Below are 16,262 nucleotides of genomic sequence, written 5' to 3'. Positions count from 1 at the left end.
AATCCGTAAAATAAGGATATGGCAGAAAAAAAAAGCGCGACGAAATATAACACCCTAAAATGTTTTGGCAATGAACCTCTGCGTGCCAAGCAATATCTCCGGATTAACAAAACTGCCTGGTATACAGCAAGCAAACCGATGGCCAAGGAGACGTAGGCTGTAATCATTTGTGCGTACAGAGGTACCCTAATAAAATTCGCCACAAAAATACTCCCAGTTGCTTGATACCCTCATAATAGTGACTAATTTTATCTACTATTATTGCTTCAGTTACAAGCCTCGGAGTATAAATAACCAGGCGTAAGCATTCTTCCTCTCCAAAGGGGATTATTTCAGAACTAATTCCAGCAAAGAGCGCAATTCTGATATGTCTGTGGATCGAATGTCAATCATTCGCTTCAGCAAGTAGCCGTATACCAGAATTAATACTTGTTGAGCCTTATCCTTCCCTACTACTCTTGAGAATGCTTCGTCGTATTGGTCGTTAACCAAAGCTAAAGCTTCATCCTCCACTGCTGATATTTCAAGCTGCCCAAGATAATCCACAAGTAGTCGAATCTCGCCTAAAAAAATTAGTTCTAATTCTGACACCAACTCTATGATCGCCATAATAGGCGAAACATCTTCTCTTATATGAATATTCGCTACATGACGAGAGCAGTCAAGAAATAAAGACCTTTTATTGGGGTAGTAGTGATACAGGGAGGTTTTAGAAACACCCATCTCTTGCGCCAGCATGCGCATTCCAACACCACTATATCCATGTTTTCGAAATACCGGAATTGCCCTCTGAACAAGCTCTTGCCGCCAGGCGTCATGGTCAACCACTTTGGGCATTGTTCTCAATCCTGTCAGCTGCGATTTTTTCAAAATGTTCGACAATATTTTCAGTACCTGTGGATGGTGCTACCCAATCATGTAAACCCGCAAGCAAACTGAATTCTATTGGTCCATGGACAGATAACGGTGTGAAGACCACTAATAGCTTGCGTATTATTCTGGCAGCCCATGCAGGTACATATAGGAGCTTAGCTTTTTTGCCTACAATGCGATACGTAATCTTCGCCAGATCAAACATGGAATATACTTCAGGACCGCCGACACTAACCTCTTTTAGGGATGACTGTATACATTTCGTCACAACCTCTGCTAAATCATTACTTGATATTGGGTTCAACTTATGTCTACCTCTTGCAATCAACATAATTGATCGGTTATCAAGTGCAGTTTCCAACATGTAATTCTCCATGTCGGAGAAAAAACCCGTAGGTCGTAGGACACAACTCTCAATAGGGGCTACCTGTAATTCTTTAACGAAAAGTTCTTTCGCGTACACCATTTTTGAAGACAGAACGGCATCTGCATTAAATACGGAGGTATAAATGAACTTTTTTACTCCAGAACGCAAGGCTTCTGTGAGAAGATTCTTATTTGCTCCATAATCAACATCCCAATATGTCAAGCCATCCTTCTGCCGAGTAATACCAATACTTGAAAAAATTATATCGATATCATCTGCAATACCGAGTAACTCTTGAGGCTCTGTGACTTTAGCAATACGTACCTCGTCTACACGCTCATTCATTTCTTCTGCTTGACGTGATGTCCTGACTATGGCACGAACCCAGTATCCATGCTGCTTGAGAGATTGAACAACCGCATGTCCAAGATACCCCGTAGCACCAGCTACTAATACTTTCGAATTGGTAGCAGAAAAATCTGTATCAGTATTGTTAAAATCACTCATATCGCTAAATCTTCCCAATTCGGACGGTACGGCTCTTCACGTACAGCATGTGACATCACCACTTTGAGATAGAAGAAGGGTACAAACCACTCCAAGCCCACAACTGCTGACGGACCGTAAATGAAAAATAATAGCGCAACCGAGTAGCAGGAAAATGCAATTGGGCGTTGCATGTATAGCGGAGAAAACTGAACAAGAAGTATAGAAATAACCAGTAATCCGCTTGCCTGAAAGAAAAATACAAAAGAGCCATTCATGAACAACCAGGCAACAAGGACAATATGCAAGAGATGTACCGCTGCAAACGTGAGATGTGCTCTAAGCCCTAACTCAGCTCGATGATACCACCTTTTTGCTGCAGATGTTGCATTTGTTATAACGCCACCCATTAGATCAAGGGCCAATAGTCCTACAACAATAAGATATAGTGGACCCCAGTCAGGTCGCATTACTGCAGCATAGAAACCAGCTCCAGCTGCAGCAATTATTGCTCCCCCAAACTGAATCCGCAGTTCAGCCTTGGTCGCCCCTGGCCCAATAAATGAATCCAGCTTCCCTGCCACTCCTCGGCGTTTTGGCGGAAGTTTCCATCTAATAGTATCCACAATTATCCCCCTATGTTTTCGATCTTTATAGACCGATCGGTCTATATTAATTCAAATTCACGGCACAGTCAATGCGAAGCAGGACCCTACCAGGCACATAAAAAGAGCCCAAGTAAGTACTTGGGCTCATGAATCTGGTCAGCTTGGTTGAACGTTTGACCTTTCTTATTCCAGTACCAACCAACCCCAGAATTCGGTTGCCTGCCAACCGTTATCGGTATGGTCATTCCATTTGGTAAAGGCTTGTCGATTTGGTGATCCATTAGAAACCCAGGCATCGTTCACCTGTAAGTCAAAACCGATTCTTCGGCCCGAATATAACTGGCCCTCCAAAGGGATACGTACTTCGACCTGGTATTCCTGTGGACTGTTGTCGACCTCAAAGGTCATACCTTCGATAGTTCCTGTAGAACCATAGGTATGAACACCCTCCCGGTTAAACCGAAGCTGGAAGTCACCTGATCGATAAGTGGTAGTTCTCGAATCGGTGTTTGATACAAAGACCTCGAAAGAATCCTGTTCATGGGCAGCTGTGGCATCAACACTAGGTGTTGAATCATTAATCTGAACCAGAATATAAATGGCATCGTCGTTCCATACAACTCGAGCCACACCAGTAGCTCCGTTATGGGCAGTCATTTGATTGGCCACAGGAATCGCTTGAGCATTGCTGTAGGCATCAATGTCAAAGGTTCCTACAACGGGCTGCCCCGGGGCTGCAATGGCTGTCTGTGCTTCTGGAATATCTGGAACCGGATGAGCTGCAAGGAATCCATCGGGATCAGATACTGCAAAGAAAGCTTGCTTTGGACCATACTGATTATCAAGGAGATTAGGATGACGATCAGATCTCCAGGAATCCCGATCAGACATACCCCAGAAGGTTACCCGATGAATCACATCGCTATGTTCGCGAAGTATCTGCATTAACTGAGCATAGAACTGAGCCTGGCTAATCTCGAGATCGCTGGGTAAACGAGCAGCCGACTCATAACCGGGCACCATTACATCGATTTCAGTAAAACTAAGACCGATTGGTGGTAAATCAGGGTGGCCTGTAATTTGCCTGAAGCGCTCAACGCTTGTACGAATAGAGTTAATGGGGGTCTGCAAGTTATAATGGCCTTGCATTCCGATACGATGGATGGGAACACCCTGATCCCGTAATTCCTGTACCATGGCTTTAATAATGGTGGCTTTGAAATAGTCATTGTCATTATAGTCGTTGTAATACAGGATTGCGTCGGGATCCATTTCGTGAGCTGTGTTAAAGGCAATAGCAATATAGTCATCGCCGATAGACCGCAGCCATTTGGTATCTCGAAGATGCAAGCGCCAATCCTCTGGATCATAGCCCTGTCTAGGTTGAATTGCCTCGTTGAGCACATCCCAACCGGTAATAAGCCCTGGGTTTCTTTCAATAAAATGACCCATAACAGTTCGAATATGTTCCTGCATAATAGCAATAGCTTGTTCCCGGTCTGGATTTAAGTCTTCGAACCAGGGGAAGGACTGAGAATGCCAAACCAGAGTGTGACCGACAACTTCCTGGTTGTTTGCTAACGCAAAATCCATCATGTTATTCGAGTCATTAAAGGTAAATACTCCTTGTACCCTCTGCATATGATCGGGCTTCATAATGTTTTCGGCGGTAATAACGTTAAAATGATTGGCCAATATATCGCCCCGTAAGTCATTGCGGAACCAGGGGGTATAAATGTTACCAATAAGAAAGTGATCTTGCCAAATGAGATATAATGGTTCTTGATCCAGGGTATCTGGTGCACCTGATAGTCTTGATGTTTCTGGTGTTTCTGATGTTCCTCCAGCCGAAGGAGATGGCTGACTATCTGTAGTAGAACAGCCAATAATCAAGAGAACAAAGAGCCCAAGTAGAACAACCAATCTAATAAATCGATTACCTTGCATGTATTCCTCCAAAGAAAACTAGGTTACTGACTCCTGATCAAAAAGCGTAAATAGCCTTTGGGTCGGGAGTAAATCTTTCTTATGATAGGTTCGTTGCGGTGTGGGGTATATAGGTCATAAAGTTAAAAACGCATCGGTCATTCTACTGAATTTTTGTGCTCTGTTCCTATGAATCAAATCAAGTTATATTGAGATGACATGGAGGGATTAATTATACAGTTATCTATAGTACCTGTTAAACATAGGAGATCTCTGCGAAATGGCGCAGATGTAGTTTTACATATTATTTATAACGGTTAATATAGTATCAATAAGAAGGATTGCGCCTACTGGTAGACTTGTGAATGTACGAGTCACTGGCAAACGCGCACAATTGCTATCATCTTATATTGTGAACCCCGCCTTCCCTTTTTCCGAAGAAATAGCTAAATTGCTCATTAGCTAAAAAGCCCGGGCTGCACGCACGCTGCCTCCGTAGGTCTTGCTGTAGTCATGCTGATTACCATTGGCAAAGATCTGAAACCACGCCTGGTTCTCATCGTACTCAGAGGAACTCCAATAGTCACCTGGCACAAAATCGCCAATATCCTCTTTATGCAGGTTTTCATACATGAGATCAAGCTCATCCAGAGACGGTAAGAACCAATCCTCGTATCCTCCGTGCGTAGCGTTTCTCACGACCTCCGCTGCAGGATGCTCGGCCCCACTCATCGCGGTATACGTGTTGTCGTATCCGCTACCCACATCTGTAACCGTACCTGATGTGTAGGTGCTGCTGAGCTTCCAAGCATGCATGCCGTCCTCATTGGTCGTCCACGCCTCAAGATACCGCCACCCCTGGGTGTACTCTCCCTTGTCGTAAAACACGATTCCTCCGGCCTGTCCGGTATCACCGATCTGGTAAGCCCAATGCGCAACGAGTTCCACGTCCGTCGATATGTCCCAGTTTCGAGCGCTCTCCATCTCTGCCGTGTAATACTGCGTGCCAGTTCCCCCTGGCGCCGTGTAAAGCCGAGTGTAGTACCCGTCGAACACCGCCCCAGCTTTCGTAGGAGCGAGTCCGGTCGGCATCGGCTGCCCTATGATCGCGGTTACACTGACCGACCCGCCTATCCCACCTTGCTTCTCGAATGTCACCGTATAGGTATCCAGTTCGCTTTCGTTCTCCTCAGCGTCAAGTAGCTCATTGCGGCACCCGCTCATCGTAATAAGCACTGCTACCGCGGCTATCACTGCCAACACACCCCACCACTGCTTTCTGCATCCCATCCTGTACTCCCGTTGGGTATCCCACCTCGCCCGCTCAGCCCGAGTGGCAAGCCATACATAGCGTCACAGTTATAAACGATCAATTTACTCATGTTAAACTGTAGGAGAAGCTATTCGAGCTGTCAAGGCTAAAAACGGGAGAACAGGTATCCCTTTTTACAGATGCATTCACGGGAATCCATCAGGCCTTGGCCGTACACTATGCACACTGCTTGGGCACCAGGATGAGCGAAGCAGATTGGTTCCTTTGTGGATATTGGGGGGTGTATCAGGATGGCCTGGTACACATAAACAGACTTGCAGACTGCTTTGTCGAGACCCGGTAAGTTTATAAAAAAACAGGTCAAAAGGTCTGGGTAATGGTGCAGGAAGTAGACCTGCACCAAAAGCGCAAATCACAGAGCATGCACCCTTCGGATATGCAGGGTGCCGGAGTCAGACAATGATCAAAACCCCATTTTATCTCTCAACTACTAATCGTGCTTTCGGAAGCAGATGGCGTAAATAATGGAAGGCGGGAATTGCAGATAGATTCTGCAATTCCCGTTAAGGATTATTTTCTATCAAATATCCGTATAGTCGGATCATCTATGTCTGCATCGCTTAGAGTTAAAAAATTATTACTTATGGAGTAATTATATCTTTGAACGCCACCCCATTCTAGGTTTAAAATGGAACCTTCATTCGAATAAGTGCCACTACTTTCCTGATCCAAATCACCCCCATCACGTCCAATAGTTCTATACCTCCATGAAAAAGTTTCATCTCCTTCAAACGTCCAGGTTTCTACATCCATTGCATTTAAGAAAGAACAGTAACCTGTCATCTCCCATGTCCCGATCAATGGATCAACTTCAACAGTTGGCTCAGTTGGCTGAGAAGATTCAGATGGATAATCTGAGTTAAGCAGATCACAGCCCATAAAAAGGAATGCTAAACCAAGAATAATTAATAAGCTTCCTGAAATAAATATTTTTTTCATAAAATATCTCCTTAAGCATTATATATAATACGCAGCCTTAAATAATTTTTAAATTACACAAATTATTCCTAATAATATTATATTCCCTTAAAAAAAATTTCGGGCTAACGTATTTTTTTGAGCTAAACAACGTCACTTGAATCATGACTGTAAAAAAAGTAGATAGAAACCCCGTATTCTGGCAGTTTTAATTAACCACAAATAAAACGCCAGAGAGGAACGTATATGACGAAAAGCATTATAGAAATTATTGGCGGTGCTCAGATTCTTTTTGATATCTCTTTTGATCTTCAGGATTCATTTGAAGAGTATCTGACCACAAACCATCCTGCATGTGTTGCGAATTGTCGAAGAGCATTGCCCAGCTGTTGCTTCCAGCTATCGTGGTTCGCAGCCCTTACGATGACATCGAAATAATTCGGGTGTTCTGGACAATTAATTTTTCCTGATTGAAACAACGACAACTCTGATTAAAGGCTTGCGCTGTAACTCATCACTGCGCCACACATGCCGATATAAAGTCACACCCAGTTCTTCGACTTTTAGTCGTCACCTGAATATGCCTTAATCCAATTGAATACACAATGCGCCTGGGGATGTAAAAATTGTCCATGAGTCGCACTGCTTATTGTTATTTAGTCATGGTTATAGTAGGTCCTGAATGTGCGAGTCGCTGGCAACCGTTTAATATCTCTATGCCTGCCATTGTTGACATCGGATTGGGAAGCGGATTAGGCGAACCCTATCATCCCCATGGGCATTGTGTCCTGTAGGCGCCCAGAGATTGTTCTGGTTTTTTTATTTTCAGATGCTACTATTACAAAAGTGAACCTCGGCCTTCCTTCTCCCGTCCTTAGCGACGGTGCAGGATTCGGGTTTTCTTTTTTTCAATAATCCATTCGTAATCACGGCTGCATCCAGTTATACCGGATTGTACTTTGTCAATGCCTTCTTTACTTCCATCAAACAAGTAGTGCAATTTGGATATAGAAAACCAGTATGTTATGCACCTGACAATTAATCAGGTTGAAAATGGACAGTTTATGGCAGAATCTCCTGACGTGCCTGGACTTGTTGCCCAAGGCAGAACTATTTCCGATACTGTCGAAATTACACAGGATTTAGCTCGAAAGATCATTGGATCGTATATTGAACATGGCAATCCGCTTCCCAAAAAATCTAAGTCTCTTCCTTTGTCGGGCTGGGCTCTCGGGATTACTGCGTAATCCCTGTCGCACTCGCGGTTTCACAGAAACCGCTGGGTCCCCCAGCCCGTCTCTATATAACAAAAGCCGACCGGATAAATCCGATCGGCTTTGTAATAAGTCGGGCTGGGCGGATTCGAACCGCCGACCCCAAGTCCCCCAGACTTGTACTCTGCCCAAATCAGAAAATTATCTTTGTACTGATTTAGCTGTATTTGTCTAAGTTTATATTCTACAATAAATTAGAATCAATAAAAATCAAGAGCTTTGTCTGGAGTTGTCTGTGTTAGTCTGAGATTATACTAAAAAAATCTCAGGATTTGTCTCAGAGTAAATAGACGAAACGATGAAGCCCTAATATTGCCCAGCAGTACTACCATCATCAACATCAGAAGCTACATCGTCGTCGTTGCCTTTTTCCTACTGTCTCAAACTGTCCAGGCCTCTTAAGTTTTGTAAGAGCAAGTAGTTCTCTATAAACTTTAACGCCAGTTCCAGCTCTTTCCCTGGTTCAACCCAGATGTCAGGCACAAACCCTTTGCCTTCGATATTTTGTAAGTCTAAAGGGAAAATTAAGCTAGTACCAAAGCTAAAAGGAATAATCGAATTTAATAAGCTAAACTGAAAATTGTTCCCAACACTAACAACGCCTCTAGAATTGGAACCGATTAATATAACATTATCAATTTGCTTCAACTTATCGATGAAAGCCTCTCCTGATGAGGCCACTCCATTATCCATTAAAACCACAAGATAGCGATGGTTTTCAAACTTTTTTGGGAAAAAAATGTTTAATCGTCCCCAACCCTCCGGTGATGCAGAAAATCTATTAACAAAGGCTTCAATCTGTTGGGTTTCTACATCAGTATTGACATAAAATACTCTGGATAGTTGCATAGTAATATCTGTTCTACGATCTATACTCACAACAGACCAATTACTATGTTCTCCTAAATATTTACTCATCCATTCACTAGCAAATATACTCGCCCCCCCAGGATTCCCTCGTATATCCAGGATCGCAACATCTTTATCTCGAAGGCTACTATAACTTTCAACAAATGCCTCTAGTTCGCCTGGCTGCTGCTCCCAAAAACGGCGACTTGTAATAACAGGAATTCCATTAATCTCTTCCTGCTTATAGGCTATACTTTCATACTGATCGAATTCAAAAGACCTTAAGCGTACAAGCTTTTCCTGTTCATTGTGTAAGTTATCTACATTGACATAGATCATTCGAACAGTTACATCTCCTCCAGGTTGTCTGAGCACAAAAAGTTTGTAAACCAGCCTACCTTCATCATCTAACGATAAACGTAAATATTCTTTTGGCTCTGCACCTTCAATGCTCTTTATGGTAAATTTCTTTTCAGCTTCATAAAAAACAAATTCATTATTCTCATGATATACAGCCAAATCATTATTCATATGCGCAAGATATTGCGTATTCAAACGTTTATTGCCAATGGTAAAATGCGCATCGTTTATGAATGTTAAATATTGTTGAAAAATATTTTCTAAGCGGCCAGCAGCAAAAGTAGGCTCTGTTTTTAAAGTCTGTAAGGCATCATTGGTAATTTGCACTTTGCTGTCTTGCCACTGCTGTGCATCATAGAAAACATAGCCAGCGTAGCCGTATTCCATCAGATTAAAAAAATACTCAATGTCTTCAAGAAGCTCTTCTTTTGTTAACAGTCTTCCTCTGTCATAGTTGTCTTGTGTTGGTGGCTGTACATAGCCATCAGGAAAAGCCTTATTCTCTGACCCGGCAATCAGATTCTGAATATATGCTTGTATTTCTTCTTCACTCTTTGCCTCTACAAAGCGGTTTTCTTCTATGGCTTCCCATAAATATCGAATAGGGACTTCGGTCAACCTTTGAGGACTAACTCCAAGTTCAATGGATTTGTCACAGGTGCTAAAGAAAGTAAAAATTAAGTAAAGTAAAAATATTTTTAGCAGGTTTTTTCTAAGCATAATTGTTCTAAATATAATTTTAAATGTGTGTTGTGCAGACCATTTTGCTGCACTGGTGATCCTGTACGAAATACAGGATACATCGCGATTCCCAGGAGTAGGGAACTTCATTTCCAACGCTCGATTTGTCAAATGTGCTCATAAATCAGCCGGAAAACGGATGAAGGGAGAGCACAATAAAACCGGAAACGCTCACCATTAATGGGCATTCAGCGAAGCAGATTAATCTGCAGCGCTGAATGTTTCTTGCTTCCTGCTCAATTGGTCGCTGATTCTTTCGCGGTTAATTCGACTGGTATACGGGCTTCCTTTTACAATCACAGGCAGATCATGCAGGAAGTATTCCGTGGTCTATCTGTCCCGATCTGACCTGCACACCTAACTGAGGCAGCTTTGCTGACCTCTTGCCAATTGCATCAGGTGGAAACCGGGTATAGAATTGATTCTACGACACGTTAGCGAACGTGAACGTCGATATGTTTTTGGTGCAGACCATTGTTCTGCACTTCCAATCTGAGAATTCCCAAACAGATTATATACTATCTCCGGCATGATCTGTCAACATGAGACTCAGGAATAGAACTAAATCGAAGCAGGGCTCACTTTATGTCTTGACGGCAGGAGGTCTTATATGTGTTAGGTGCTAGTTTATAAAGATTCTAGTTTATTTAGTATGTCTTCTGTTTCTTTTGCAAGAACTTGATTTTGAATATCAACTGCAGGTTGGAAAATATTCATATCCATTTCGAAATGATTGAATTCATTAAGTAACGTCTTTCTGGAAAGAAAAAAAACACGATTATTAATATCTTTTTTGGAGTTTGTTTTAAATGACGAAAGTATTATTTTTGAGAGCATATCATTGTTTCTTGTGTTTATGGAATATTTTTCTGTTAATTTTTTTTCAACAGCTAAACGCAAATACAAATAGGTAAATGTATGCTGCAAAGTTCGACTAAACAAAGGATATGTAAGGTTCTTTATAATCTGTACATCATGAACATCCATAGCCAAAATATCTGAGACAGATATACAATGTACACCTGTAATAATTTTATCGGAAAATATTTTTTGAAATATTTCGGAAATATTTATCACCTCTGTTTCATAACCATGCATTAGCTTGGTAAGCTTATTTTTCGAGTCAACATCACCAACGATTTGACAATATCCCCGCATAAAAGGAATAATAGAAACAAGAAAGCCTTTCTCATTTACTATTTCTGATTTGATATCCTCCCTTAATAACTGCAATACTTCATGAATATATAACAGCAACTTAACTTCTTTTCTGTCAATATACACAAAACCATTTTCGCCATTACTTCTATTATGTAATTGATAAAGTTTAAAACTTTTTTGTGCTTGATGTTCTAATAGTTTTATAAGATCAGTGTTGTGAGTCAAAATAATCGATTTTTTATTGTTGAGTATTTTTAAAATTGCATATGCAATTTTATTTTTATATATTGAATCAAAACTTGAAATAGGGTCATCTAATACAATTAGTTTTTTCTCAATTTTTCTGGCTTTCATAAGTTCAAAGGCAAGAGATAAAAAGTTCTGTTCACCATTGCTTAGCGAGAGAGAATTTCTTGGTTGATTGAGAAATTCTTCTTTCCCAAGAAGTAATCGAAGATTTTTTTCACCATCACGTTCAAGTTTTATCTTTCTTTCTAAGCAATCGTTTAAAAATGTTTCTATAAAAATAATATCTTCATTTTCAAACTCAGGGCTTTCTTGAGTAATAGTAGAATACTCCTCAAGCATAGATTTCAATTCACTTTCAGCTAAAGAAATTATAAGCATATTATATATTTTTTTTTCAAATAACTTTTTATATTCGTTAATCTCAGCATGCTTTTCAATTATTTTCTCATTTGTTCCTTCTAACATAGCTGACTCAAGACTCTGTTTAATTAAAAATGGATCTTCTCTAGTAATTTCCGTAATAATATTCTTAATGATATCTTTTGACTCTTTACTTAAAGATGCTATTGCAGATTCATTTTGAGTCTTTTTTTTGTTAATTAAGGTTTCATATTCAATATCATTATCACATACAATGCATTCGGGTAAGGATTTATATTTCTCAAGTATTCGAATCGCCTCGCTTGTCTGTTCAATTTTTTGATAATATGGTTCTTTAGTAATAGTCGACAGACTAATGTTCAAGAACTTCCTTATGATTGAATCATCATTTTTATAGTCTGTTATAAAATATGAAAAATATGGATATTGTGCTTCATCAATATTTACCAATGAAAGAGATGATATAATATTTACAAAATCAGACCAATTTATATTTTTTCCTTTTGATCGATTATTTGCAATATCCGAAACAAATTCAAAGATCTTGGGATTACTAATTAAATCATCAAAAGGAGTATTTTTCTTTGAAATACCGAAGTTGTTCTTAAGTTCGTTTACAATTGTAGTTTTAAGAAGCTTATCAAATCCGGTATCGAGTCTTTTCTTTAGCTCATATTCTCTTTTTATATTGTCTCCTAAAATAAAGTCTTCAGTACTACCTGCAATAATGTTCCTTCCATTTTGATCTTCAATAACATGAAAAGCCGGAGTGCTATCTTTGGTATAAGGAACACCATCTACTGCCATGATACAATCTATTTCTTTGTTATCCATCCGTAGAACATTGGAAAGACTTGTTTTTCCAGTTCCATTTGGGCCATAAACAATGCATACACGATTATCATTAAATTCGAGAATATTATTAATATTTAGATTTACAAAATCTGTACAAAATCGATCTCCAAAAACAATTTTCTCAAATTTGATTTTCATAATTTCTCCTTTGCTCCGAAGGCGTCCACCTAACGCCTTGCTCACCGGAAAATTGCGGGTACTGCAGCGTGTAATTTTTCCGAGTGCAGCAATTTGTTATGCCCTCGACCTTATAAGCTCAGCGATTTCAGCCGCAATTTCATTGATGGTATGAGTGGCGGTGCTCCTCGCAACTTTATCAGCCAGAGACGGACTATAATCAACAACTTGCTGCTTTGTAATGTTATGCCAAATCGGCAGTAGAACCTGCTCGCCGGAGACCGTGCGCGTAACGATTCCGTCAAGTTCGTAATTGGTCCAGCCCTTTGAAATAAACGAAGGGGAAAGAACTACGAGCCCAACGCGACTATTAGCTAAGCCTTTGTCGATTTTTTGCCTTAGGCTATCTCCAATCCTAAGCGTCATTTCGTCGTACCAAACGTTCAGGCCTTCATTTATCAATGCATTGGCAAGTGGCCTAACAAATTCATCTTTATCTTCTGACGCATGAGAAATAAATACATCATGCGTCTCTCCACCAGTTTCTGTAGGAGGTGGAACATTGTCTCGTACCAAACTCGGCACTTCAGAAAGCCGGCGTTCCTGGATTTCGGGCAAGGCCCCGGGCACAACACGAACAGAGGCATTTGTACTGCCGCGCAACCCCTGCATATCAACAGCAACATACCAGTGGCCAGAATTCGGAACTGCTATTCTTATTGGTGATTTCTTCGCTAACCCACCGTAGAACTTATGTTTTCGTCCGTTCTTATAGCTGTTGAAATTAGAGCTATCCATCAGCCGAACATTCGCGCCACTGGACAAAGTAACCTCAACCACCTCGCCTCTCTTGAGATTGCCAAGATCATACTTTAAGTAATTCAATGTCGACTCCTTTTAGGCATAACGTTTGCATAACCTGCAAGCCGTTGAGCTGGCGTGGTTTTTGCCCGGCGAAAGCCAGAGCAGCAAAAACCATGACAGTAGGCGGTCAGGTTAATGCAATTGTTATGGACTTATATAATTACAAGTTTTTCTTCATAAAATTTCTCAATATCAATTTCATTAATGCACTCAGAAACAATGGCTGGATCTATTTTTCTATTAATAGATATAACAGAAGACTCTTGCTCATCATTAAAAAATTTGGCATTGTCCGAATGGTCAAATATATAGTATAAAAATTTCGTATTATCGCCTTCGTGAAAGAATTTAAACACATTTAGTATATTATCAATTATATTCATGCATATCATAGATCGATTATATATTTCCTGTACGTTCCAATTTATTGATGTACGATTTATCTTATGAAAAATAATACTGTTAAAATTACATTTATTCTTGGTATAGAACATGCTTCCATGCAATCCAGAAATCGTTAATTTTTTATTAGCACGACCTATTTGCATCTTAAAACCACCATTTAAAATTTTTAAACCGTGTTTTATAGAATTGTACTCAGAACGACGTCTGTCATCCAAATATTCAGCAGATAGTACTCTCAAAAACTTTGATAAATACTTTATGCTTTTATTAACATTATCATCTCTATTAATTGGATGAAGAAATTCAGATATAGAATCCCAGCATACTCTATCAATTTTAAATTTGAAGTATTTGAAATCTTTTTTATTGTTAATATGATCCAGTAACATATCAATATCTTGATTTTTGTATAATGTCAGCCAAGCAATTATTGCATGAGGTGCTTGTAATAAAGCAAACAGAAATGCAAAAAGAGTTTCTTGTAAATGACCACTAAGCAGCCGCATTAAAGTAGCATTTTCATGTGTTAGGATTTTTTTACAAATTTCTTGTTCAAATCCTTTGAATATTGTTTTGAATGTATTTGTATTATAATTGTCGATAAATGAATAATCTGAATTTTCATCATCTATTACAGTGTAGAATGGGGTGTCGCATACGTAAATTGCTTGAATAATTGGCTCCATCATTGCCTCCATAACGCTTGGCTTTGCGGCGTGCCGGAGCGCAGCGAAGGTACGTCCAACAACAGCCACTTGTTATACGCTTACTGCTTTACTGATTGATTGCAATATGGGTGTGTAAGCTGCGCATTATCGGAAGTACCTAAACCTCCATCTCTTACTGGCTCTATATGGTCGTAGGACACAGACTTTTCGACATCTATATAACCCCCGCATATGGAGCATTTAATTCCATTTTTAAGAGCCACATCAATAAATACCTTGCTTTTGTCGTCATCGCTTATTTTGGTCGAAGTCTTTTTGAAGTCGCCAGCAATAATTTTCCCATCAAGATCAGAAAACGAAATAAGCTCTTTCTCGCCAACCTCTTCTCCAGCGCTTAACGCGATGATGATGTTATTTAATAAATTGTGATATCTTGGAACTCGATATATGCTTATGCTTTTTTGCAAAATAGTAGCAATTAAGTCCTTGTGATCTATCAATAGCGACTCCAGCCCCTCTCTAATATTAGAAAATTTTTGAAAAAATCTTTTGTCATTATTTGCTATTTTCTCGGCAATTAGAGATGACGTTCCCAGAAACATAGGAGTAGAGTGACGGCCTGACGGGCCATAATAGTAAATAGCCGGATGCAGCCCAAGACTTCCTTTATCATTTCCCGTGATTCTGGATGCAAGTGCTGTGACTTTTTTCATTACAGAAAGCGTTAATTGGCCATCTAGATCATCTTGATATGAGTCTACGGAAGGGGCATCACATTGTTGCTTTCTATTTGCAAATAAGATGAAGTCAATTAGAACACGTATTGCAGTGCGTATGCCTTTAGAGCCACCTAGCGGCAAGTCTAATGTCTTTATTGGTCTTTTAATCTCTGGACTAAATAATAATGTGCTTAATTTCTTAGACTCTACTTCAATATCATTAGCTACTGTGTCGCCAAATTGCGACCAATACTTATGGCCTCTTCCAGCCCTAATGATTGCTCTTGCCGCAATTGGAACTGGCTTTTTCCTGTTTCTTAGCAAAAGCTCTTCAAGGTCATCCAAAGGTGTTCCTTTCATATTAATGTTGAAAAAGGAAGCTTCTGCTTTGTCAGCATTACCCTGAACCCATTGGACCTGAAGACCTCTGCTAGTCAATGTTAAGAGCTTGGTTCTTTGTTCTTGAGTAATATCCTCATCGTCATCTTGTAAGCTTTTATAATATGCCCAAGTATTAACGCGCTCTTTAACTAATTTTCTGGTTCTTTCAGCGGCTTTTCTCTGCTCACTAGGAATATCATGGCCGAACATTTTGTGTGATATTTGCCCGTCACCATAATCGTCCTCCATCCATGCTTTAAGAACACTAAGGCGATGCCCGCCGTCAATTACAAACAAATATGTTGGTGATCGCCAAAGAATTACTGAAGGTATCAAATCACCATTTATATAACACTCAAGGAGTGAAACAACTTGGTCAGGAGTCCAATGATTAGTTTCTCTCTGGAAGTCTGGTTTCCGTAAAATAGACCCGGTTAAGCCACCTGACATTAACTCCCTAGCAGGGATAGTGTTAAATTGCTCAAAGGCCAATTGTTCATCAGAGTCATTTAATGCGAAATCAGCACGCTTAATCATTGCGTCTAGATTTACTAAGTTAGATCTTCCTGCCACGATTTCTCCTCAATTCTTGATTGCGAACATTATAGTTCCAACCTGCGGCCCCCAAAAGTCGCCTGATCCAGAGCACACCTTTACACCTTGCCATTGACGTACAAGCCGCGGGTTGGGACGTGTTGTACTTAACCGCTGTCAGTGTAGCTATCTC

General features: G+C 40.2%; 14 protein-coding genes. 3 read left to right on the top strand and 11 right to left on the bottom strand.

Going from position 1 to position 16,262, the window contains the following annotated elements:
- Positions 1–18 precede the first annotated feature (18 nt).
- Positions 19–156: a hypothetical protein gene (locus ACYQ2L_RS16730; protein ID WP_460058177.1), complete on the top strand. Its 138-nt coding sequence runs from the start codon at positions 19–21 to the stop codon at positions 154–156.
- 171 nt (positions 157–327) lie between these two features.
- Here ACYQ2L_RS16730 and ACYQ2L_RS16725 read toward each other — a convergent pair whose 3' ends face one another.
- From ACYQ2L_RS16725 to ACYQ2L_RS16700, 6 genes are all read right to left on the bottom strand, one after another.
- Entirely contained in the window at positions 328–837 is a 510-nt protein-coding gene (locus ACYQ2L_RS16725) for a TetR/AcrR family transcriptional regulator (protein WP_460058175.1), read from the bottom strand.
- Positions 821–1,747 (bottom strand): SDR family oxidoreductase, encoded by a 927-nt coding sequence (locus tag ACYQ2L_RS16720; RefSeq protein WP_460058172.1) that lies wholly within the window; start codon positions 1,745–1,747, stop codon positions 821–823. The genes ACYQ2L_RS16725 and ACYQ2L_RS16720 overlap by 17 nt, the downstream gene beginning before the upstream one ends.
- Positions 1,744–2,352 carry a hypothetical protein gene (locus tag ACYQ2L_RS16715; RefSeq protein WP_460058169.1) on the bottom strand — a complete coding sequence of 203 codons (609 nt, stop codon included), beginning with the start codon at positions 2,350–2,352 and terminating at the stop codon, positions 1,744–1,746. The genes ACYQ2L_RS16720 and ACYQ2L_RS16715 overlap by 4 nt, the downstream gene beginning before the upstream one ends.
- A gap of 165 nt (positions 2,353–2,517) precedes the next feature.
- Positions 2,518–4,080, bottom strand: coding sequence for an endo-1,4-beta-xylanase (locus ACYQ2L_RS16710; protein ID WP_460058179.1), 1,563 nt, complete (start codon positions 4,078–4,080; stop codon positions 2,518–2,520).
- Positions 4,081–4,722: 642 nt separating this feature from the next.
- Positions 4,723–5,244: an Lcl domain-containing protein gene (locus ACYQ2L_RS16705; protein WP_460058166.1), complete on the bottom strand. Its 522-nt coding sequence runs from the start codon at positions 5,242–5,244 to the stop codon at positions 4,723–4,725.
- 859 nt (positions 5,245–6,103) lie between these two features.
- Complete coding sequence (locus tag ACYQ2L_RS16700; RefSeq protein WP_460058163.1) at positions 6,104–6,532, bottom strand: lipocalin-like domain-containing protein; 429 nt, start codon at positions 6,530–6,532, stop codon at positions 6,104–6,106.
- Between the two features lie 980 nt (positions 6,533–7,512).
- Here ACYQ2L_RS16700 and ACYQ2L_RS16695 point away from each other — a divergent pair.
- The gene (locus tag ACYQ2L_RS16695) at positions 7,513–7,758 is read left to right on the top strand and encodes a type II toxin-antitoxin system HicB family antitoxin (RefSeq protein WP_460058160.1); all 246 of its coding nucleotides are present in this window, start codon (positions 7,513–7,515) and stop codon (positions 7,756–7,758) included.
- A gap of 399 nt (positions 7,759–8,157) precedes the next feature.
- Here the strand turns inward: ACYQ2L_RS16695 and ACYQ2L_RS16690 are convergent, their stop codons facing one another.
- The gene (locus ACYQ2L_RS16690) at positions 8,158–9,714 is read right to left on the bottom strand and encodes a S41 family peptidase (RefSeq protein ID WP_460058158.1); all 1,557 of its coding nucleotides are present in this window, start codon (positions 9,712–9,714) and stop codon (positions 8,158–8,160) included.
- 25 nt (positions 9,715–9,739) lie between these two features.
- On the opposite strand from ACYQ2L_RS16690, the gene ACYQ2L_RS16685 reads away from it, so the two are divergent.
- Entirely contained in the window at positions 9,740–9,916 is a 177-nt protein-coding gene (locus ACYQ2L_RS16685; protein ID WP_460058156.1) for a transposase, read from the top strand.
- Between the two features lie 446 nt (positions 9,917–10,362).
- On the opposite strand, the gene ACYQ2L_RS16680 is transcribed toward ACYQ2L_RS16685, so the two are convergent.
- From ACYQ2L_RS16680 to ACYQ2L_RS16665, 4 genes are all read right to left on the bottom strand, one after another.
- Positions 10,363–12,519 carry an AAA family ATPase gene (locus ACYQ2L_RS16680; protein ID WP_460058153.1) on the bottom strand — a complete coding sequence of 719 codons (2,157 nt, stop codon included), beginning with the start codon at positions 12,517–12,519 and terminating at the stop codon, positions 10,363–10,365.
- Between the two features lie 96 nt (positions 12,520–12,615).
- The gene (locus ACYQ2L_RS16675) at positions 12,616–13,383 is read right to left on the bottom strand and encodes a DUF1883 domain-containing protein (protein ID WP_460058150.1); all 768 of its coding nucleotides are present in this window, start codon (positions 13,381–13,383) and stop codon (positions 12,616–12,618) included.
- Between the two features lie 131 nt (positions 13,384–13,514).
- Complete coding sequence (locus ACYQ2L_RS16670; RefSeq protein WP_460058147.1) at positions 13,515–14,522, bottom strand: hypothetical protein; 1,008 nt, start codon at positions 14,520–14,522, stop codon at positions 13,515–13,517.
- An 11-nt stretch (positions 14,523–14,533) separates the two neighbouring features.
- On the bottom strand, positions 14,534–16,108 hold the full coding sequence (locus ACYQ2L_RS16665) for a GmrSD restriction endonuclease domain-containing protein (protein ID WP_460058144.1): 1,575 nt from the start codon (positions 16,106–16,108) through the stop codon (positions 14,534–14,536).
- Positions 16,109–16,262: the final 154 nt, after the last annotated feature.

The sequence above is a fragment of the Spirochaeta dissipatitropha genome (assembly GCF_054657935.1).
Note: the sequence above shows the minus strand (reverse complement) of the source record. Positions and strands in the feature narration are given on the sequence as shown.

Coding starts and splice junctions, on each gene's coding strand:
- ACYQ2L_RS16730 (WP_460058177.1), top strand. CDS start 19: ATGGCAGAAAAAAAAAGCGCGACGAAATATAACACCCTAAAATGTTTT.
- ACYQ2L_RS16725 (WP_460058175.1), bottom strand. CDS start 837: ATGCCCAAAGTGGTTGACCATGACGCCTGGCGGCAAGAGCTTGTTCAG.
- ACYQ2L_RS16720 (WP_460058172.1), bottom strand. CDS start 1,747: ATGAGTGATTTTAACAATACTGATACAGATTTTTCTGCTACCAATTCG.
- ACYQ2L_RS16705 (WP_460058166.1), bottom strand. CDS start 5,244: ATGGAGAGCGCTCGAAACTGGGACATATCGACGGACGTGGAACTCGTT.
- ACYQ2L_RS16700 (WP_460058163.1), bottom strand. CDS start 6,532: ATGAAAAAAATATTTATTTCAGGAAGCTTATTAATTATTCTTGGTTTA.
- ACYQ2L_RS16690 (WP_460058158.1), bottom strand. CDS start 9,714: ATGCTTAGAAAAAACCTGCTAAAAATATTTTTACTTTACTTAATTTTT.
- ACYQ2L_RS16680 (WP_460058153.1), bottom strand. CDS start 12,519: ATGAAAATCAAATTTGAGAAAATTGTTTTTGGAGATCGATTTTGTACA.